15 protein-coding genes are annotated in these 19,553 nt (G+C 72.1%); 11 read left to right on the top strand and 4 right to left on the bottom strand.

Annotated elements, in window-relative coordinates; genetic code table 11:
- Positions 1 to 39: 39 nt before the first annotated feature.
- Positions 40 to 1,008, top strand: a complete 969-nt coding sequence (locus ACH35V_RS09700; RefSeq protein WP_395971402.1) for a DUF5937 family protein — start codon at positions 40 to 42, stop codon at positions 1,006 to 1,008.
- Between the two features lie 39 nt (positions 1,009 to 1,047).
- Here ACH35V_RS09700 and ACH35V_RS09695 read toward each other — a convergent pair whose 3' ends face one another.
- Positions 1,048 to 2,085 carry a terpene synthase family protein gene (locus tag ACH35V_RS09695; RefSeq protein WP_395971400.1) on the bottom strand — a complete coding sequence of 346 codons (1,038 nt, stop codon included), beginning with the start codon at positions 2,083 to 2,085 and terminating at the stop codon, positions 1,048 to 1,050.
- Between the two features lie 177 nt (positions 2,086 to 2,262).
- Between ACH35V_RS09695 and ACH35V_RS09690 the strand changes: the two genes are divergently transcribed.
- The 5 genes from ACH35V_RS09690 (at position 2,263) to ACH35V_RS09670 (ending at position 9,324) form a co-directional block, all read left to right on the top strand.
- The gene (locus ACH35V_RS09690) at positions 2,263 to 3,090 is read left to right on the top strand and encodes a substrate-binding periplasmic protein (RefSeq protein WP_395971398.1); all 828 of its coding nucleotides are present in this window, start codon (positions 2,263 to 2,265) and stop codon (positions 3,088 to 3,090) included.
- Complete coding sequence (locus ACH35V_RS09685; protein ID WP_395971396.1) at positions 3,045 to 3,914, top strand: amino acid ABC transporter permease; 870 nt, start codon at positions 3,045 to 3,047, stop codon at positions 3,912 to 3,914. Before ACH35V_RS09690 ends, ACH35V_RS09685 begins: the two co-directional genes overlap by 46 nt.
- Entirely contained in the window at positions 3,911 to 4,714 is an 804-nt protein-coding gene (locus ACH35V_RS09680; protein WP_395971394.1) for an amino acid ABC transporter ATP-binding protein, read from the top strand. The genes ACH35V_RS09685 and ACH35V_RS09680 overlap by 4 nt, the downstream gene beginning before the upstream one ends.
- Before the next feature lie 124 nt (positions 4,715 to 4,838).
- Positions 4,839 to 6,200: a type I glutamate--ammonia ligase gene (glnA, locus tag ACH35V_RS09675; protein ID WP_131965620.1), complete on the top strand. Its 1,362-nt coding sequence runs from the start codon at positions 4,839 to 4,841 to the stop codon at positions 6,198 to 6,200.
- Positions 6,201 to 6,228: 28 nt separating this feature from the next.
- Complete coding sequence (locus ACH35V_RS09670; protein ID WP_395971391.1) at positions 6,229 to 9,324, top strand: bifunctional [glutamine synthetase] adenylyltransferase/[glutamine synthetase]-adenylyl-L-tyrosine phosphorylase; 3,096 nt, start codon at positions 6,229 to 6,231, stop codon at positions 9,322 to 9,324.
- Between the two features lie 25 nt (positions 9,325 to 9,349).
- On the opposite strand, the gene ACH35V_RS09665 is transcribed toward ACH35V_RS09670, so the two are convergent.
- On the bottom strand, positions 9,350 to 10,273 hold the full coding sequence (locus ACH35V_RS09665; protein ID WP_395971389.1) for a phosphatase PAP2 family protein: 924 nt from the start codon (positions 10,271 to 10,273) through the stop codon (positions 9,350 to 9,352).
- Between the two features lie 363 nt (positions 10,274 to 10,636).
- On the opposite strand from ACH35V_RS09665, the gene ACH35V_RS09660 reads away from it, so the two are divergent.
- Positions 10,637 to 12,079 carry an alpha/beta hydrolase gene (locus ACH35V_RS09660; RefSeq protein ID WP_395971387.1) on the top strand — a complete coding sequence of 481 codons (1,443 nt, stop codon included), beginning with the start codon at positions 10,637 to 10,639 and terminating at the stop codon, positions 12,077 to 12,079.
- Positions 12,080 to 12,168: 89 nt separating this feature from the next.
- Complete coding sequence (locus ACH35V_RS09655; protein WP_395971385.1) at positions 12,169 to 13,914, top strand: glycoside hydrolase family 3 protein; 1,746 nt, start codon at positions 12,169 to 12,171, stop codon at positions 13,912 to 13,914.
- Between the two features lie 82 nt (positions 13,915 to 13,996).
- Here the strand turns inward: ACH35V_RS09655 and ACH35V_RS09650 are convergent, their stop codons facing one another.
- Together ACH35V_RS09650 and ACH35V_RS09645 are read right to left on the bottom strand one after the other, a co-directional pair.
- Positions 13,997 to 14,389, bottom strand: a complete 393-nt coding sequence (locus ACH35V_RS09650; protein ID WP_395971383.1) for an OsmC family protein — start codon at positions 14,387 to 14,389, stop codon at positions 13,997 to 13,999.
- 90 nt (positions 14,390 to 14,479) lie between these two features.
- Entirely contained in the window at positions 14,480 to 16,615 is a 2,136-nt protein-coding gene (locus tag ACH35V_RS09645) for a DEAD/DEAH box helicase (protein WP_395971381.1), read from the bottom strand.
- Positions 16,616 to 16,737: 122 nt separating this feature from the next.
- Between ACH35V_RS09645 and ACH35V_RS09640 the strand changes: the two genes are divergently transcribed.
- From ACH35V_RS09640 to ACH35V_RS09630, 3 genes are all read left to right on the top strand, one after another.
- Positions 16,738 to 17,067, top strand: coding sequence for a GntR family transcriptional regulator (locus ACH35V_RS09640; protein ID WP_395971379.1), 330 nt, complete (start codon positions 16,738 to 16,740; stop codon positions 17,065 to 17,067).
- Positions 17,068 to 17,089: 22 nt separating this feature from the next.
- The gene (locus ACH35V_RS09635) at positions 17,090 to 18,073 is read left to right on the top strand and encodes a DUF1648 domain-containing protein (protein WP_395971377.1); all 984 of its coding nucleotides are present in this window, start codon (positions 17,090 to 17,092) and stop codon (positions 18,071 to 18,073) included.
- A 91-nt stretch (positions 18,074 to 18,164) separates the two neighbouring features.
- The gene (locus ACH35V_RS09630; RefSeq protein WP_395971375.1) at positions 18,165 to 19,400 is read left to right on the top strand and encodes a helix-turn-helix domain-containing protein; all 1,236 of its coding nucleotides are present in this window, start codon (positions 18,165 to 18,167) and stop codon (positions 19,398 to 19,400) included.
- Positions 19,401 to 19,553: the final 153 nt, after the last annotated feature.

Below are 19,553 nucleotides of genomic sequence, written 5' to 3'. Positions count from 1 at the left end.
GCTCCGCGCCCCGGCCGGTAATCCTTTAGCCTGGACTAAATGATCGAGTTCGTGTTCACGCCGGACGACGTGGCGCGGGTCAGGTTCGCGTTCTCCCCGCTGTGGGAGATGGTGCGCAGCCTGCGGGTGCTCGCCGACCCGTCCGGCCACGCGCTGCACCTGCCGTGGGTGCACGCCGTCCGGCCCAGGCTGCGCGGGCTCGACATCGGCCCGCTCCGCGAGGTCGTGGCCGCCGCGGGGTACATTCCCGACTTCCTCACCCCGCCGCCGGCCACCCCGCTGCCCGACCTGGCCGCCGAGCTGGAGACCGTCCGGGCCACGCCGCCCGAGGTCGTCGCCGCCGAACTGCGCTGGACGGCGCGCGGCAGCCGTCCGACCCCCGCCCGCCACGCGCTGGCCGCCGACCCTGAACGCACCCTGGAAACGCTCGCCGACCTGCTCGGACGGTACTGGGCCGCCGCCATGGAACCGTTCTGGCCGCGCGTCCGCGACCTCCTTGAGGGCGACGTGCTGCGCCGCACCGCCGCGCTCGCCGTCGAGGGCGCCGCCGGCGTGTTCGGCGACCTGCACGAGGCGGTCTCCTGGCGGTCCGGCACCCTCCGCGTCGACCGGCACTGGACGTTCAGCGGCGAGCTGGCCGGACGCGGGCTCATGCTCATCCCGAGCGCCTTCGTGTGGCCGAACGTCTCCGTCATGGTGCCGCCCTACCAGGCCATGCTCAGCTACCCGCCGAACGGCGTCGCGACCCTCTGGGAGACGGGGCCCCCGGCCGGGGACCGGAGGGACGCGCTCGCCGCGCTCATCGGCCGCCGCCGCGCCGAGCTGCTCACCGCCCTCGCGACGCCCGCGTCGACGACGGAGCTGGCGCGGCGGATGGGCGTGACGGCCGGGGCGGTCAGCCAGCACCTCGGCGTCCTGCGTGCCTGCGGCCTCGTCACCGGGCACCGCCTGGGCCGCCGCGTCCTGTACGTCCGCACCCCGGCCGGCGACGCCCTCGCCCAAGGCTGAGCCCCGGCCCCGCCCGCGGCGAGGCGTCAGGGCGAGCCGTCAGGGCGAGAGGGAGCGATGCAGCGATCGCATCGCGTGTCCCGGCACCGGAGGCGCTCCGGGGCCCAGGGAAGAGCGGAACTCGATGTAGCGACCGGATTCGGCCAGCCAGTCGACGTGGGCGCGCGGGGTGTCCAGCAGGACCTTGACGACCCGCGCGGCGGCGGCGCGCTGCGCCACGGTGAGCTCCAGCCGGTCGAGCATCTCGGGGAGGCTGCGGGCCGCCCGCCAGGCGTCCTCGATCCGGTCGGCGATCTTCTCGGCGACCATGCCGGCGATCCGGCCGGGGGACAGCGCCGGGTCCAGGCCGTGCGCGCGGGCGAGCACGGCGGGCAGGCCGTGGACGTCGCCGCGCGCCGACTCCAGCTCGTGCGACGCCACGTCGTTCGACCAGGCGACGACGTCGGCGACGCTGTGCGCGAGCGTCTTCCACCGCGGCGTCCGCAGCAGCCGCGCCGGCAGCTCGACGCCGAGGACGGGCTCGACCAGGTCGTAAAGGAACGGTCCACACGCGCGGCGGCGCAGCGGCGCGTACTGCGCCTCGGTCGGGACGTGCCTGATCCGGCGGTTGACGGACTCCTCCGCGCAGCCGTCCCGGTGCGCCTCCAGCTGCAGCATGAACCGGCGGCGCCATTCGCGGCTCATGCCGGCGCCCGTGGCCTGCCACAGCTCCACCAGCGCCGCCTCCAGCGGCCGGGCGCCCGGCCGGGCGTGCCCCCGCCGCATCGCGCGCAGCAGGTCGTCGTACATCGCGTGGACGGCGCTGCCGCTGTCGGCGAGCGGCGGCTGGTCCAGCGTGTCGTCCAGCGCGAGGGTCCAGGTCAGCCAGCGGGCGAACAGCTCGACCGCGGCGAGGTCGGCGGACGGGAACACGCGGGCGGCGAGCCGCTCGCAGCGGGCCCGGCCGAGCGGCGAGGTGTCCGGATCTCCGAGCACCAGCCCGCGGCCGCGCGCCCAGGTCTCCACCTGCGCGCCCAGCCGCCACGACTCAGGATGCATCGCCGACGGGGCCGCCAGCGCGGTCACCCGGTCGGTCATCGAGAGAAGAAGAGAGATGTCCACGACCCCGCCCACGCTAATGATCACTTCGCCGGACGGGCATGATCGCCACGTCAATTTTCGGGAAACGGATATGCGGCGATGGTCACAGGCGGACCCGGCGCGCGGCGTGGCATAGTTCGACGATCACGTAAAACGCTCCCACAGGAGGCAAACGTGTCCAGACGAACCACGCGTTGGGCACTGGGCGCCGGGCTGGCGGCCCTGGCGCTGACGGCGACGGCGTGCGGCGGCGACGAGGGCGCCACCGTGCAGGGCGTGAAGATCATCGAGGAGGGCGCGCTGACGTCCTGCACGCACCTGCCCTACCCGCCGTTCCAGTTCGAGGACAAGAACACGGGCAAGGTCGTCGGCTTCGACGTGGACATCATCGACCTCGTCGCCAAGAAGCTCGGCGTCACCCAGAAGATCGTCGACACCCCGTTCGAGACGATGAAGACGGGCTCCGCCCTGAACGCCGGCAAATGCGACATCCAGATGGGCGGGATGACCATCAAGCCGGACCGCGTGAAGTTCATGGACGTCTCCGCCCCCTATTTCGACGCGACCCAATCGCTGATGGCGAAGAAGGGCAGCGGGATCACCTCGCTGGACGACGTCAAGTCCAAGAAGCTCAAGATCGGCTCCCAGGCGGGGACCACCGGCGAGGACTTCGTCCGCGGCAAGGGCCTCGACCCGCGCTCGTTCGACAACTCCACCGCCGAGCTGGACGGGCTGCGCACCGGCCAGGTGGACGTGATCGTCCAGGACGACCCGGTCGTGCGGGGCTGGCTGAAGGACCCGGCGAACTCCGCGTACGAGGTCGTCGCGAACCTGAACACGGGCGAGCAGTACGGCATGTGGATGCGCAAGGGCCACAATCCCGAGCTGGTCAAGATGACCAACGCGGTGATCGCGCAGGCGAAGTCGGACGGCGCCTACAAGCGGATCTATGAGAAGTGGATCGGCCCGATGCCCCCGGCGGCGGGCGGCAGCGGGTCGTGACGGCCGAGCACGTGAAGACGGCGGCGCCGGGCGGGATGTCCCGGCGCCGCCGCCGGCAGCTCTCGCTCGGCGGGCAGTACGGGCTGTTCGTCGCCGTCGTCGTGCTGGTGATCGTCCTGGCCGACTGGGGCACGCTGCAGCACAACTTCGCCAACTGGGACGTCGCCAAGGGCCTGTTCCCCGAGGTCATCACGGTCGGGCTGCGCAACACCGCCGTCTACACCGCGGTCGGGTTCGGGCTCGGCCTCGGCGGCGGGCTCCTCATCGCGCTGATGCGGCTGTCGTCCGTGCCGCCGTACCGGGCGTTCGCGACCGCCTACATCGAGATCTTCCGCGGCCTGCCGCTGCTGCTGATCTTCATCTTCGTGGGCGTGGGCGTGCCGCTGGCGTTCCCCGGCACGAACATCCCCGGCGGCGCGGTCGGCCAGGCGGGCCTCTCCCTCGGCCTCGCCGCCGCCGCGTACATGGCCGAGACGATCCGGGCCGGGATCGTCGCCGTGCCGAAGGGGCAGCTGGAGGCGGCGCGGTCGCTCGGCATGTCCTATCCCCGGGCGATGTGGTCGATCGTCATCCCGCAGGCGTTCCGGATCATCATCCCGCCGCTCACCAACCAGCTGGTGCTGCTCTGCAAGGACTCCTCGCTCGTGCTGTTCCTCGGCATCACGCTGGAGGAGCGGGAGCTCACCAAGTTCGGCCGCGACCTGGCGGGGCAGGTCGGCAACACCACCCCGATCATCGTGGCCGGCATCTGCTATCTGCTCATCACGATCCCGCTGAGCCTGCTGGCCCGGCGGCTGGAGGCGCGGCAGCGGGAGGCGCGATGACCAGTTTGGACAAGAAGGCGGGCCCGGAGTCGGACGGGCGGGGCGCGATCGAGATCAGCGGGCTGCGCAAGTCGTTCGGGACGAACGAGGTGCTGCGCGGCATCGACTTCCGCGTCGAGCCGGGCGAGGTCGTCTGCGTGATCGGCCCGTCCGGGTCGGGCAAGTCGACGCTGCTGCGCTGCGTCAACCTGCTGGAGGAGCCGACGGCCGGGACGGTCAGGGTCGTCGGCGCGGACGTCACCGACCCCGACGTCGACATCGACGCCGTCCGCCGCCGCATCGGCATGGTGTTCCAGTCGTTCAACCTGTTCCCGCACCTCACGGCGCTCGGCAACGTCATGATCGCGCAGCGGAAGGTGCTGAGGCGGGACAAGGCGGAGGCCGAGCGGATCGCGCGGGAGAACCTGGAGCGCGTCGGGCTCGCCGACAAGATCGGCTCCTATCCGGCGCAGCTGTCGGGCGGGCAGCAGCAGCGCGTCGCGATCGCGCGGGCGCTGGCGATGGGGCCCGAGGTGATGCTGTTCGACGAGCCGACGTCCGCGCTGGACCCGGAGCTGGTCGGCGACGTCCTCGGCGTCATGCGCGGGCTGGCGGAGCAGGGGATGACCATGCTCGTCGTCACCCACGAGATGAGCTTCGCCCGCGAGGTCGCCGACCGGGTCGTGTTCATGGACGCCGGCGCGGTCGTCGAGGAGGGCCCGCCCGCGCGGGTGATCGACGACCCGTCCCACGAGCGGACGCGGACGTTCCTGTCCCGCGTCCTCGATCCGGCGGCGGCACGGGTCGGAGAGGGCGAATAAGTCGGATATCTTCCGGTCAGCGGGAACGTTCTGATGGAACGCTCGCGCGTAACGTCGCGGTAACAGCGGCCGGGCATACTTCCACGTAGGACGTAGCGGCAGGCAGTACCGAGGGGAGTGGGACTTGGACCGTCAGCAGGAGTTCGTGCTGCGCACGCTGGAGGAGCGCGACATCCGCTTCATCCGGTTGTGGTTCACCGACGTGCTCGGGTTCCTGAAGTCCGTGGCCGTCGCCCCCGCGGAGCTGGAGGGCGCCTTCGGCGAGGGCATCGGCTTCGACGGGTCGGCGATCGAGGGCTTCGCCCGCGTGTACGAGGCCGACATGATCGCCAAGCCTGACCCGTCCACGTTCCAGGTGCTGCCCTGGCGGTCGGAGTCGCCGGGCGTGGGCCGCATGTTCTGCGACATCCTCATGCCGGACGGGACGCCGAGCTTCGCCGACCCCCGCTACGTCCTCAAGCGGGCGCTGGCCAGGGCCGCCGACCTCGGCTTCACCTTCTACACCCACCCCGAGATCGAGTTCTTCCTGCTCAACGACAAGCCGGAGGACGGCCGCGAGCCCGAGCCGGCGGACGCGGGCGGCTACTTCGACCACACCCCGCACAGCGCCGCGCACGACTTCCGCCGCAACGCGATCACGATGCTGGAGGCGATGGGCATCTCGGTGGAGTTCAGCCACCACGAGGGCGCCCCCGGCCAGCAGGAGATCGACCTGCGGTACGCCGACGCGCTCACCACCGCCGACAACATCATGACGTTCCGGCTGGTGATGAAGGAGGTCGCGCTGGAGCAGGGCGTGCACGCGTCCTTCATGCCCAAGCCGTTCACCGAGCATCCCGGGTCCGGCATGCACACGCACATGTCGCTGTTCGAGGGCGACCGCAACGCGTTCTACGAGCCGGGCGCGGAGTACAAGCTGTCCAAGGTCGGGCGGGCGTTCATCGCCGGGCTGCTGCGCCACTCGTCGGAGATCACGGCGGTGTGCAACCAGTTCGTCAACTCCTACAAGCGGCTGTGGGGCAACGTCGGGTCGGCGGCCGGGGCCGGGGGAGAGGCGCCGTCCTACATCTGCTGGGGGCACAACAACCGGTCGGCGCTCGTCCGCGTCCCGATGTACAAGCCGCACAAGGGCCACTCGACGCGCATCGAGTTCCGGTCGCTGGACACGGCGGCGAACCCGTACCTGTCGTTCGCGGCGATCCTCGGCGCCGGGCTGAAGGGCATCGAGGAGGGCTACGAGCTGCCGCCGGGCGCGGAGGACGACGTGTGGGCGCTCACCGTCGCCGAGCGGCGCGCCCTCGGCATCGAGCCGCTCCCGCAGGACCTGGACGAGGCGATCCACGCGATGGAGCGCAGCGAGCTGGTCGCCGACATTCTCGGCGAGCACGTCTTCGACTTCTTCCTGCGGAACAAACGGCAGGAATGGGAGGACTACCGGCGCCAGGTGACCGAGTTCGAGCGGAAGCGCCTGCTCGCCGTCCTCTGATCCCGGACGCCGGATTACGGTGGACTCCGTGACCGAGTCCCGCACTCCCGAGCGCCGCTCGTCCCTCGCCGGACGCCTGGCGCGGCTCGGCTTCACCGACGCCGCCCGCGCAGAGCGGCTCCTCCTGGACGCGGAGCAGGCCGCCGGCATCCGGCCAGGCGACGATCTTCTCGACGCCGTCGGCGCGACCGCCGACCCCGATCTCGCGCTGGACGGGCTGCTCCGGCTGCTGCCGTCCGCCGACGAGAAGGGCGCAGGCGGCGAGCTGCGGGAGGCCCTCGCCGGGGAGCCCGGGACGCGGAAGCGGATCGCGGCCGTCCTCGGGGTGAGCGCCGCGCTGGGCGATCATCTCGTCCGGCATCCGGAGCACTGGCGGGTGCTGCGCGACGATCAGGAGGCCCCGGCCGGGCGTCCGCGCGACGATCTGCTGGCCGCCGTCGGCGCCGATCCGGGCGCCGGGGAGCCGGTGGCGTCCGGGTCGTGCGCCGAGACCCTCGTCGCGCTGCGCGTGGCGTACCGGAGACGGCTCCTCGCGCTGGCGGGACGCGACCTGACCGGCGTCGCGGACGTCGCCGTCGTGGCCGCCGAGCTGGCCGATCTCGCCGCCGCCGCGCTGGAGGCCGGTCTCGCGATCGCGCGCGCCGACGTCCCCGAGCACGCGACGTGCCGCCTCGCCGTGATCGGCATGGGCAAGTGCGGCGGACGCGAGCTGAACTACGTCAGCGACGTCGACGTGATCTTCGTGGCGGAAGCGCGCGAGGGAGAGCCCGAGGAGGCGGCGCTGCGGACCGCGACGCGGCTGGCGTCGGCGATGATGCGGGCCTGCTCGTCCAGCACCGAGGAAGGCGCGCTCTGGGAGGTGGACGCGGCGCTCCGCCCGGAGGGCAAGGCGGGACCGCTGGTGCGGACCCTCGCCAGCCACCGCGCCTACTACGAGCGCTGGGCCAAGACGTGGGAGTTCCAGGCGCTGCTGAAGGCCCGTCCCGTCGCGGGCGACGCGGCCCTCGGCGCCCGCTACCTCGACATGATCACCCCGATCGTGTGGGACGCGGCGGAGGGGGAGAGCTTCGTCGAGGACGTCCAGGCGATGCGCCGCCGCGTCGAGGCCGACCTGAACCAGCGCACCGCCGACTCGGAGCGGCAGCTCAAGCTCGGCCCCGGCGGGCTCCGGGACGTGGAGTTCGCGGTGCAGCTGCTGCAGCTCGTCCACGGCCGGTCCGACGAGACGCTCCGCGCCCGCGCCACCCTCGACGCGCTCGACGACCTGTCGCGGGGCGGCTACGTCGGACGCGACGACGCGTCGGCGCTGTCGTCGGCGTACCGGTTCCTGCGGCGGGTGGAGCACCTCGTCCAGCTTCATCGGCTGCGGCGGACGCATCTCGTCCCCGACGACGCGGACGGCCTGCGCCGCATCGGCCGCGCCCTCGGCCTGCGCCCCGACCCGGTCAAGGAGTTCACCGCGCTCTGGCGGCGGCACGCCCGCGAGGTCCGCCGCATCCACGAGAAGCTGTTCTACCGGCCGCTGCTGCTGGCCGTGGCGCGGCTGCCCGGCGAGGAGGCGCGGCTCACCCCGGCCGCGGCGGGCGCCCGGCTGGAGGCGCTCGGCTTCGCCGACCCGGCGGGCGCGCTCCGTCACATCGAGGCGCTCACCTCCGGCGTGTCGCGGCGCGCCGCGATCCAGCGGACGCTGCTGCCGGTCATGCTCGGCTGGTTCGCCGACGCCCCCGACCCGGACGCGGGCCTGCTCGGGTTCCGGCAGGTCAGCGACGCGCTCGGCACCACGCCCTGGTACCTGCGGCTGCTGCGGGACGAGGTGACCATCGCCGAGCGGATGGCGTGGATCCTCGGCTCCAGCCGCTACGCCACCGACCTGCTGCTGCGCGCCCCCGAGGCGGTCGCGCTGCTCGGCACCGACGCCGGGCTGTCCCCGCGCCCGTTCGGGACGGTGCGCGCGGAGGCCCTCGCCGCCGTCCGCCGCCACTGGGACTCCCGCGGCGGAACCGGCGGAACCGGCGGAACCGGCGGGACTGGCGGAACTGGGGGGTCTGCGGGCTCTGGCGGGTCCGCGGCGGAGGAGGCGGTCGCGGCGGTGCGGGCACAGCGCCGCCGGGAGCTGTTCCGGGTGTCGGTCGCCGACCTGCTCGGCCTCGTGGACGTCCGGACGGTCGGGGAGGCCCTCACCGACATCGCCGCCGTCACCGTCGAGGCCGCGCTCCAGGCCGCCGTGAACAAGATCGAGGCCGGGTCGCGGGGGCCGCTGCCGACGCGGCTGGCGGTCGTGGCGATGGGCCGGTTCGGCGGGCACGAGCTCGGCTACGGCAGCGACGCCGACGTCATGTTCGTCCACGACCCTGAGCCCGGCGCGGACGAGCGGGCCGCCGGACGCGCCGCGCACGCCGTCGCCGAGGAGCTGCGCCGCCTGCTCGCCCTGCCCGCGCCCGACCCGCCGCTGGAGATCGACCCGAACCTGCGTCCCGAGGGGCGGCAGGGGCCGCTCGTCCGGACGCTGGCGTCCTACGCCGCCTACTACGCCCGCTGGTCGGAGCCGTGGGAGGCGCAGGCGCTGCTGCGCGCCGACCCGCTGATCGGCGACCCGGGGCTGCGCGACCGGTTCCGCGCCCTGATCGACCCGGTCCGCTGGCCGGACGGCGGCATCGACGACGACGCCGTCCGGCAGATCCGGCGGCTGAAGGCGCGGATGGAGTCCGAACGGCTTCCGCGCGGCGTCGACCGGCGGCTGCACACCAAGCTCGGCCCCGGCGGGCTCGCGGACGTGGAATGGGTCGCGCAGCTCCTCCAACTCCAGCACGCGCACGAGGTCCCCGGCCTGCGCACGACCCGGACCCTGGACGCGCTCGACGCGGCGGTCGAGGCCCGGCTGCTGGACGCCGACGACGCCGCCGTCCTGAGCGAGGCGTGGTGCCTCGCCACCCGCATCCGCGGCTCGATCATGCTGGTGCGGGGCCGCGCGTCCGACCTGCTGCCCAACGATCATCACCGGGAGCGCACGGCCGTCGCCCGCGTCCTCGGCTATCCGGGGACGGGCGATCTCCTGGAGGACTACCGCCGCCACGCCCGCCGTGCCCGCGCCGTCGTCGACCGAGTCTTCTACGGCGCGGACTAGCTAGCGGACTAGTGAAGGCTGCGGGCTAAGCGGGCTGCGATGTACGACCGGAGTTGTACGAAGAGCGCGTGGCTCCGCTGGTGGTGGCGGTGACGTTGGCGGCCGCGGTGGGGACGTGGCCGGGGGCCGGCTCGCCCGCGCCGCGGCGGACGCGGCTGGCGATGCCGTGCGCGATGCGGGCCCGCACCATGATGATCGGTTCGGGATACCTGACGTACAGGACCCAGGACAGCCACGCCGCGCCGCCGATCAGCGCGAACCCGGCCACCGCGTCCAGCACGTAGTGGTTGGCGGTGGAGAGGATCACGTACACGGTCGTGACGGGGTACAGCGCGCCGAGCGCCTTGGCCCATTTCTGCGAGGCGAGCTTGACCACGACGATCCCGCACCACAGCGACCATCCCGCGTGCATGGACGGCATCGCCGCGTACTGGTTGGTGAGCGTCCCGGACGCGTCGCTGGCGTACAGGCCGAGCGAGTGCAGCGCGGTCACCGGGTCGACGAAGCCCTCGCTGTGCAGGAACCGCGGCGGGGCCAGCGGGTACAGCCAGAAGCCGAGCAGCGCCACGCCGGTGGCGATCATGATCGAGGTGCGGAGCCACCGGTAGTGTTCCGGCCGGTAGCGGTACAGCCAGATGACGACGCCGAGCGTCACGATGAAATGCATCGTGGCGTAGAAGATGTTCGCGCCGCGCGCCAGCCAGGGCACCGACAGCAACGTCTGGTTCAGATGAAGCTCAACGTCCAGCCCCAGGTAGCGTTCGACGCCGAGAATCTGGTCGGCGTGCGCGAAGGCGGGCCCCGTGCCGTCCTGAACCAGGACGATGCGCGTCAGCGTATAGCCGGTATAGAAGAGGACGACCAGAAGAAGCTCACGCCACACCGGAGGAGCGGTGAGCACCCGTCGCCGCATCGTCGCGGCCGCTGCTTTGGGGGGCGGTTGAGCCATGGTATCCATCTTTGCCGCACGGCCCCCTAATTGAGATCACCGCGACGAATGGTCTTCATCTCAGACTTGAGTAGTACGACCCTGATGCGGTATCCGGACTTTCGGGGGATGGGCCCCGGGGACGCCTCCCCCTCCCGGCTCCCCCCGTGTGGAGCCTGTGGAGTTGATCAGGAGTCAGCATAGGAGGCCCTGGGTAGATCAGGGTCGCCCCCCGCGACACGAACGGGGGGACGAATGGCCCGCTTTAGGGCGATACCTGGCATTGCGGTAGCCAGTGCCACCGCGTTGGCCGCTTCTGGTCTGGCGTACGCCTCAGGAAGTACACATGCCGCCGGAAGTACACGTGAGGGCCATGCGACGGTGATGAGCATATCGGCTGCGGGCGCCCGTCCGCCCGAATGGAAGCGATGCACGGGCCTCCCGTCGCCGCCCCCGGGCACGGCGCCGCCTCCCACCGGGTTCCGCTGCGCGACGGTCAGGGTGCCGCTCGACCATGCCAGGCCGTCCGGCGAGAAGATCGGCATCGCGCTGATCAAGGTTCCGGCCACCGACCCGGGGCGCCGCATCGGCTCCCTCGTGTTCAACTTCGGCGGCCCCGGCGGCGAGGGCGTCGGCGCGCTCGCGCAGGCCGCGGGCCAGTACTCCGACCTCGGCGCCCGCTACGACCTGGTCGGGTTCGACCCGCGCGGCGTCGGGCGGAGCGCCCCCGTGACGTGCGCCGGAGCCCGGCAGATGGACGAGATCACCGCCCGGGACGACACCCCCGACACCCCCGCCGAAGAGAAGGCGTACATCGGGGGCCGCGCCGCCTACGTCAAGCAGTGCCAGGCGCGGTCGGGCAGGCTGCTGCCGCACGTCGGCACGCTGAACGCCGCCCGCGACCTCGACCTGATCCGCGCCGCGCTCGGCGACGAGAAACTGCACTACTTCGGGATCTCCTACGGCACCTGGCTAGGCGGCGCGTACGCGCACCGGTTCCCCGGCCGGGTCGGACGGGCCGTCCTCGACGCCGCCGTCGACACCAAGATCGGCAGCAAGGACCTCGCGATGCAGCAGGTCGCGGGGTTCCAGCGCGCCCTCGGCGGCTTCGGCGCCGCCTGCGCCCGGCTGGGCCAGAAGGCGTGCCCGCTGGGCAAGGACGGCCCGTCCGTCGTGAGGTCCACGGCACGGCTCCTCGCCGGGCTCGACCGCAAGCCGCTGCAGACCTCCGGCGGCCGCAAGCTCACCCAGAGCCTCGGCACGACCGGCGTCGCCGCGGCCCTGTACTCCCGCGACGCCTGGCCGTACCTCGCGCAGGGCCTCGTCGACGCCGCCAAACGCCGCGACGGCTCGCTGCTGCTCGCGCTCGCCGACGTCCTGAACGGCCGCAAGCAGGACGGGACGTACAACAACCTGACCGCCGCCAACACCGCGATCACCTGCGCGGACGGCACGGAGCGCCACACCCCGGCCGACGTCAGGCGCCTCCTTCCCGCGTTCCGGAAGGCCTCGCCGATCTTCGGGACGTCTATGGCGTGGGGCCTGCTGCAGTGCACCGGCTGGCCGGTGCGGGGCGACGACGCGGCCCGCGAGGTGTCCGCCCCGTCCGCCGCGCCGATCCTCGTCGTCGGCAACACCGGCGACCCCGCCACCCCGTACGCGTGGGCGCCCGCGCTGACCAGGTCCCTGGGCGGACGGGCGACGCTCCTCACCCTCAAGGGGGAGGGCCACGGCGCCTACGACACCGGCGACCTGTGCGTCCGCGCGAGGGTGAACGCATACCTCCTCGACGGCGCCGTCCCGCCCGCCGGAACGACCTGCGCCTAGCCGACGCCCGCTCGTGCTTTTTGGCAACTTTAACCATTGATCCCGCCACCGGTATGGACTGGTCTAGACCAATATGCCGGAGGAGGATCATGATGAATAACGGTGGCCGAGCACTCGTGTCGATCGCCGCGGTAGCGGCACTGGGGCTGGCGCTGACCCCGCCCGCCCATGCGCAGGCGCCGCCGCCCGGCGGCGGCCGGGCCTGTGACGTCGATGCCCAGTTGTCCAGGATGACCGATGCCGAGAAGGTCGGCCAGATGGTCATGGTGTCCACCGGGGTCAAACCGGACGGCATGCCCGCCGACGAGACCCGCCGCGCGATCCAGGAACTGAAGATCGGCTCGACCCTGACCCACGAGCCGGAGAACCCCGGCATCGCCGCCCGCTACGCCAACCAGATGCAGCGATGGGCGCAGGACACCCGCCTCGGCCTGCCGCTGCTCGTCTCGGGCGACTTCGAGTTCGGTACGACCCACAACGTCCGCGAGGGCACGACGCCGCTGCCCAACGCGATGGGCCTCGGCGCCGCCCGCGACCCCCGCCTCGCCCGCGAGGCCGCCGTGATCACCGCGGCGGAGGCCCGCGCGATGGGCTTCCACTGGGGCTACGCGCCGGTCGCCGACGTCAACACCAACCCCGCCAACCCGATCATCGGGGTCCGGTCGTTCGGCGAGCGCACCGACCTGGTGACCGACCTCGTCGAGGCGCAGGTGCGCACCTACAACAAGGCCGGCCTGATCGCGACGCCCAAGCACTTCCCCGGGCACGGCGACACCGAGTTCGACAGCCACCTGGAGCTCCCGGCCGTCACCTACGACCGCGCGACGCTCGAGAAGGTGCACCTGCCCCCGTTCCGCGCCGCCATCGAGGCCGGCGCCGACTCGATCATGACGGCGCACGTCGTGGTCAAGGCCATCGACCCCGACCTGCCCGCCACGCTGTCGCCCAAGGTCCTGACCGGCCTGCTCCGCGACGAGATGGGCTTCGACGGGCTCATCGTCACCGACGCCATGGACATGGACGCCATCGACAAGAACTGGGGCACCCGCCAGGCCACGGTGATGGCGGTCGAGGCGGGCGCGGACGTCATCATGTCCACCGGCGAGTTCGAGACCCACGCCGAGGCGGTCGACGCGCTCGCCGACGCCCTCAGCGACGGCTCGCTGAGCAGGGAGCGGGTGGACGAGTCCGTCCGGCGCATCCTCGGCCTCAAATGCAAGTACAAGGTGGGCGACCACCGCTACGCCGACCCCAAGACCGCCGAGAAGGTCTCCGGCAACAAGCAGTTCCAACGGCGCGCCCTGAACATGGGACTCGCCGCCACGACCCTGGTCCGCAACGACGGCGACGTCCTCCCGTTCGACCCGGAATCTGACGACAGGACGCTCGTCGCGGGGGCCGTCCAGACCCAGGTGTTCGCGGACCAGATCGCCGCCGTCTCGGATGGCCCGGTAGAGGCCTGGCAGTCCGCGACGACCAACCCGACCGACGCGGAGATCGCCGACGCCGTGCGGCGGGCCGCGTCCGCCGACCGGATCCTCGTCGCGACGTTCTCGTCCGGCCCGCTGCCCGCGGGCCAGGCCAAGCTCGTCAAGGCGCTGCAGGCGACGGGCAAGCCGGTCGCGGCGCTCGCGATCGGGCTGCCGTACGACCTCACGTCCTACCCGGACGTCAAGGCGTACGTCGCGACCTACGGCACGACCGCCCGCACCCAGCGGATCGACCTGACCATGCACAAGGCCGCCGCGCGCGTCGTCTTCGGCGAGCAGCCCGGCGGACGCCTGCCGGTCACGATCAAGGGCCTCTACCCGTACGGCCACGGCCTGCGTTACTGACCGTCCTCCAGCCCCGCAAGACGGCCCGGACCGCCCGGGTGCGCCGCCTCCCCCGATCGGCGCACCCGGGCCCCTTCCCGCCTCAGACGACCTGCTCGACCTTCATGGGCTCCCGGAGGGCGTTGCCGACGGTGCAGTACTTCTCGTGCACCCGCCCGGCCACGGCCTTCAGCACGTCCCCGGCCTCGGCGTCGCCCTCGGGGAGCTCGACGTCATAGGTGACCGTGATCGTGCCCAGCGTGCTCGTCGCGACCTTGTCCGCCTGGACGGTCGCGGCGAGCCGCGCCATCCGGTGCCCGCGCTGCGCGGTCAGCGGCTCCACGGTGACCAGCTCGCAGCCGCCGAGCGCCGCCAGCAGCAGCTCGACCGGCGTGAAGACGCCCGCGGCGTCCGAGTCGCCGACGGCGACCCTCGCGCCCCGGTCGTTGACCGCCTGGAACCCGTCCTCGGTGCGCTCCACCCTCACCTCGGTCATTCCCATCCCCTCTGATCGCCTGGTTCGTCCGCGTGAACAGCGTCCTAGGGCGGGTTCTTCCCCGTGACGCGAGGCGCTCTCTTGGGAGGTTCAGGACGCGGCGAGGCGCTCCTGCTCCTCCTGGACGATCTGCCGCGCGAGGGCCTGCTCGGAGATGTCGACCGCGTCCGGCGTCCGCTCAGCGAGATCGCTCCGCCGCGCGTACTCGTCGAACAGCCTGGTCTTGAGCTGCAGGATCTCCAGCATTCGCTCGTCCACGCTGCCGGGCGTCAGCAGCCGGTGGACCTGGACCGTCCGCACCTGCCCCATCCGGTGGGCGCGGGCGATCGCCTGCGTCTCCATCGTCGGCTTCACCTGCGGCTCGCAGATGATCACGACGGACGCGGCCTGCAGATTCAGCCCGACCCCGCCCGCCTGGATCTGCGCCAGAAGAACGGCGTGCCCAGAGGCGGCGGTGAACGCGTCCACCAGCTCCTGGCGTCTCACCGGCGGAACATCACCCGAAATCGGCCCCCGCGCGTTCGGCAGCGCGGCCTGGACGGCGGCCAGCACGTCCCGGAAATAGGAGAAGATCACGACCTTCAGCTCGTTCGCCGCCGCCTCCTCGACCAGCTCCACCAGCCGGTCGAGTTTCGCCGACTTCTTCGGGACGGCATACGCGGCCCTGCGCATCGCCATGAAATTGCCTTCCGCCACGGCCCGCCGGTAAGCCCGTGCATCTGCCCTGCTGAATTCCTCCAGCTCGTCCACGTACACGACCTCGGGCAGCTCGACGAGCACGTCCCGCTGGTTGCGCCGCAGGTAGACGGGCGCGACCGCCGACCGGAACGCACGCGCGCCCACCGCCGCGTCATGCGGCCGGATCTGCTTCGCCACCTCCGGCCGCAGATGCGCGACCAGACTGCGGAACTCCTCGACCCGGTTCTCCATCGGCGTGCCGGTCAGAAAGAGAACATTCTCCGTCCGATTGCACCAATAGGCGACGGCCTGAGCACGCCGGGTCTCGTGGTTCTTCGCGTAATGGGCCTCGTCCACCACGAACATGCCGAGATTCACATGCTCTGGCACATCCAGCGAATGGAGTGTGGCGAGCGTCGTGACGGCGATCCCACCGTCCCCGGCCCACTTCTCCAACGCGCTCGTCCGCCCCGACCCGTGCAGGGGATGCGCCGCCAGCGTGCAACGCGACTCGATCTCCCGCACCCAGTTAATCAACACACTCGCTGGACAGGCGACAAGGAAATGCGTCGCCCCCTGAGCCCGCAAATGCGCCATCGCCGCGATCGCCTGAATGGTCTTCCCCAGCCCCATCTCGTCGCCGAGGATCACCCGCCGCTGGACGAGCGCGAACCGCGCCCCGAACGACTGGTACCCGCGCAGCGAAACCCGCCGGAACCCGTCGTCCAGCGGCTGGTTCTTCACCCGCGCCGCCAGATCGCCCGGCAGGAACCCCTCCGCCGCCTCCCGCTCAGGCACCAGCGCCGCGAGATCGGCCAGCAGGGTCTGATAATCCGAGGCCCGCAACTCGAAGTCGATCCACGCCTCATCGCCCGAGACACCGGGCCGCAGCAGATCAACGGACCCCTGCGACATCAGCAGCCGCGCGTCGCGCTCCTCCTCGACCCGCAACGCCTCCGCCAGCTCCCCGACCGCCTCCCGCGCCCGCTCCCGCCGCGACGGCCGCGCGAAGATCTTCCGCCACCACGAGGCCAGCGGCCGCGCGTCCCGCACCAGCGGCCCGAACCGCTGCTCGACGTCCTGGGCGGCGACCCGCGCACGCGGCAGCTCGGGCCCGGCGTTCACCAGCCGATGCAGCGCGATGACCAGCGGCGTCGTCACCTCGTCCCGCCGCTCCACGTCGATCCGCACGCCCACCGACTGCTCGGCCGCCTCCGCCAGCCCGCCCGCCGCCGCGTGGAGCTGCTGCGCGGTCTGCGGCCCGATCCCCGGCAGCAGCTGAAGCCGGTACCGAGTCGCCTCCAGCACATCGGCGACACTCCCGAACCCGGCCTCCTCCAGGGGCCCGAGCCGAAGCCGTCCGTCCGTGACGTCCTTCAGCCGCGCCAGCGGAATCGACCGCAACTGCTCCCGCGCCGCCTCCACCCGCAACGGCTTCAGCGCCCCCTGCACCTCGGACACGGCCCGCCGATGATCGGCCAGCAGGTCACGCGCGGCACCCAGCAGCGAGTGAGCGTCCCGCAGGACGCCCTTGGGCTCGTCCGTCATCCCGCTCCTAACCCACGCACTCCGCCCACATGATGCCAGCGCCCTCCGACTGTCGCCGATTCTGCCGAGGGGTGACGCGTGAACGACATGGTGCTACTTTCATTAGCACCATGTTGTTGAGGTTGCCGAAGAGTGATCCGCGGCCGCTGCACGAGCAGGTGGCCTCGGCGATCCGGCGCGCCATCGCCGAGGGCGAGTGCGCGGTCGGCGGCGGCCTGCCCCCCGCGCGCGACCTGGCCGCGATGCTCGACCTGAACCCCAACACCGTGCTGCGCGCGCTGCGTCAGCTGCGCGACGAGGGCCTGCTGGAGTTCCGCCGCGGCCGGGGCATCCGGGTCGTGGCCGGTCCCGAGTACGGGGAGTTCACCGAGCAGGTGCGGCAGATCGTCGCGGAGGCCGCCCGGCTCGGCCTGTCCCGGGACGAGCTGGTCGAGATGATCGAGACCGCCTGAGAGCGTCCGGGAGTTGAGAGCGATGGGCAGAGGACGATACGTGTGGCCGGTGCTGGTCGTCGGAGCGGCGGCCGGAGCCGGGACCGCGCTGCTGTGGACGCTCCCGGACATGTTCGGGGACGCGCTGCCGGACAGGATCGCTGTCCACTGGGGCCCGAACGGCAAGGCCGACCGGTGGGTTCCGTCCTCGGACCTTCGCGGTTCCGGGACGGTGCCCTGGCTCGTGACCTGCGCGATCGCACTGGGGATCGGGCTGTACGGGTGGCCGCGCCGGATGCTGCGCGGCTCGATGGGTGCCGTGCTGGGAGGCGGCCTGGGCTTCTTCGGCGCGATCCAGTACTCCACCGTCGCGGTCAACGCGGGAGCGACCGACTGGCGTGAGACGTCCATTCCCTGGTGGCACGTCGTGCTGGTGCTGACCGCGCTCCTGCTAGGCGGAGCCCTCGGCTACTGGACGGGCTCGCGCGGTCCGGACCACCGGCCCGAGAGGTCCGAGCCGCCGAAGACGTCACGGATCCCGCTGCACAAGGGGGAGCGCACGGTCTGGATCGGCTACTGCCATAACCGTTGGATTCCGTGGGTCGGCGGCATACTCACCCTGTCGAGCATGGGCCCGCTGGTGACGGCGGAGGACCCCGATCTGAGCTTCGTGCTCATGATCACCTTCTCGTTGCTGTTCACGGCCCTGGTGCTGTCAGCCCTCACCTCCGTCCGCGTGCTGGTGAACGAGCGCGGCCTGCACGTGCGGCTCGGGCTGCCGGGCCTCACGGCCAAGCGCATCCCGCTGGACCGCGTGGTCTCGGCCTACGGCGCCGAGTTCCGGCCGACCCAGCTCGGCGGGTGGGGCTACCGGATCACACCGGACCACACCGTGCTGATGCTGCGCGGCGGCCCCTGCCTGGTGGTCAGACAGACCGGCACCGAGCGGGATTTCGTCGTCAGCGTCGACGACGCCGACCGAGCCGCAGCCCTCCTCAACACCCTCCGCGAACACCCTCCCCGCTGACCGCCGAGCCCGTACGGGAGACGCACGAAGCACGTCACACCCCGGACACCAGCGCCTAGCCTGGAGGTACCGAGAGTGGAGGTGCAGGGCCTTGAACGACCGGAGCATCGACCCCGCGGACCCGGATCTCACCGTCGGGCAGCGCATCCAGTTCTACCGGGAGCGGCGCGGTATGTCGCGCGAGGTTCTCGGTGGCCTGATCGGCAGGAACAGGCGGTGGGTCAAGGCCGTCGAGCGCGGTGAGATCGGCCAGCCGAAGCTCCCGACGCTGCTCAACCTGGCGGAGGCGCTCAAGCTGCGCGACGTCGCCAAACTGACCGGCGGCGAGCCGCTGCCGATGAACATGTTCCGCGGCCCCGGGCATCCCGCGCTCCACGACGTCCGCGACGCGATCAACGCGGTGGCCGTGTCGATGACCGGCCCGCCGAGCCCGCTGAACCACCTAAAGGCCCGGTTGGACGCAGCGTGGCGCGCCCGGCACGCCGCGCCCGACCACCGCACCGTCCTCGGCGGCCTGCTCCCCGAGTTGATCCGCGATGCCAAGCACGCGGCGCGCGAGTACGAGGGGGCCGACCGGCGTCGCGCCCTGTCCCTGCTAGCGCGCGTCTACAACCTCACGCAGTTTTTCGTCGCCTACCAGCCGTCCGCCGACCTGCTGTGGCGCATCGTGGAGCGCAGCATCATGGCGGCGGAGGAGTCGGAGGACCCCAAGGCGTTCGGCGGCGCGGTGTGGCTGGCGGCGCAGGCGCACCGGGACGTCGGGGACTTCGACGCCGCCGAGGCCGTGAACCGTGAGGGCCTCGACCTCCTCAAGCCCCGGGTGAACGGCGCCGACGACGAGCTGCGCGCGATGTGGGGCGCGCTTCACCACGAGGTCGCCTACACCGCCGCGCGAGCCGGGCAGACCGGCACGGCGTGGCGCTGGTGGGACCGCGCCGACCGGATCGCCCAGAGCCTCCCCGCGTCGCACTTCGACCCGATGACCTCGTTCTCGCGCGTCATCATGGACGCCCACGCCGTGACCCTCGCCGTCGAGCTCCGCCACGGCGGCGAGGCCCGCAAGCACGCCCGGAAGGCGGAGACGGCCGCCATCCCGTCCCAGCCCCGCCGCGGCCGTCACCTGATCGAGGCGGCGCGGGCGTGGCGGCTGGCCGGTGACGACACGGCGGCGCTCGGCACCCTCGAACAGGCCTACGTCGCCGCCCCGGAGACGATCCGCTACAACGGCTACGCGCGCCGCATGACGGTGGAGCTGGCCAAGGAGGGGTCGCCCGCAATGCGGCGAGATGCCCGAGAATTGGCTGGTCGCATCGGTCTTCTGGTCTGAGGCAGGGGACAGGAATCCTGTCCAAGCGCGGTCGAGGTCACGGAGAGTCTGTGCTGCGTGACAGAAAACACTCGCCATGGGCGGAGCTTCCTCGAACCGCCCAGGCTCTATGCATGGGACGTCCGTACCGCTGACGCCGGGCGGTGCGGCGTC

The sequence above is a fragment of the Actinomadura sp. 1N219 genome (assembly GCF_044326405.1).
Lineage (GTDB): Bacteria > Actinomycetota > Actinomycetes > Streptosporangiales > Streptosporangiaceae > Spirillospora.
The sequence above is the reverse complement of the archived record's forward strand: the minus strand, read 5'-3'. Positions and strand labels throughout refer to the sequence as shown.

What these genes read in the sequence shown, in the direction of transcription:
- ACH35V_RS09700 (WP_395971402.1), top strand. Translation starts at nt 40, where the DNA reads ATGATCGAGTTCGTGTTCACGCCGGACGACGTGGCGCGGGTCAGGTTC.
- ACH35V_RS09695 (WP_395971400.1), bottom strand. Translation starts at nt 2,085, where the DNA reads ATGACCGACCGGGTGACCGCGCTGGCGGCCCCGTCGGCGATGCATCCT.
- ACH35V_RS09680 (WP_395971394.1), top strand. Translation starts at nt 3,911, where the DNA reads ATGACCAGTTTGGACAAGAAGGCGGGCCCGGAGTCGGACGGGCGGGGC.
- ACH35V_RS09665 (WP_395971389.1), bottom strand. Translation starts at nt 10,273, where the DNA reads ATGGCTCAACCGCCCCCCAAAGCAGCGGCCGCGACGATGCGGCGACGG.
- ACH35V_RS09660 (WP_395971387.1), top strand. Translation starts at nt 10,637, where the DNA reads ATGAGCATATCGGCTGCGGGCGCCCGTCCGCCCGAATGGAAGCGATGC.
- ACH35V_RS09655 (WP_395971385.1), top strand. Translation starts at nt 12,169, where the DNA reads ATGATGAATAACGGTGGCCGAGCACTCGTGTCGATCGCCGCGGTAGCG.
- ACH35V_RS09650 (WP_395971383.1), bottom strand. Translation starts at nt 14,389, where the DNA reads ATGACCGAGGTGAGGGTGGAGCGCACCGAGGACGGGTTCCAGGCGGTC.
- ACH35V_RS09645 (WP_395971381.1), bottom strand. Translation starts at nt 16,615, where the DNA reads ATGACGGACGAGCCCAAGGGCGTCCTGCGGGACGCTCACTCGCTGCTG.
- ACH35V_RS09635 (WP_395971377.1), top strand. Translation starts at nt 17,090, where the DNA reads ATGGGCAGAGGACGATACGTGTGGCCGGTGCTGGTCGTCGGAGCGGCG.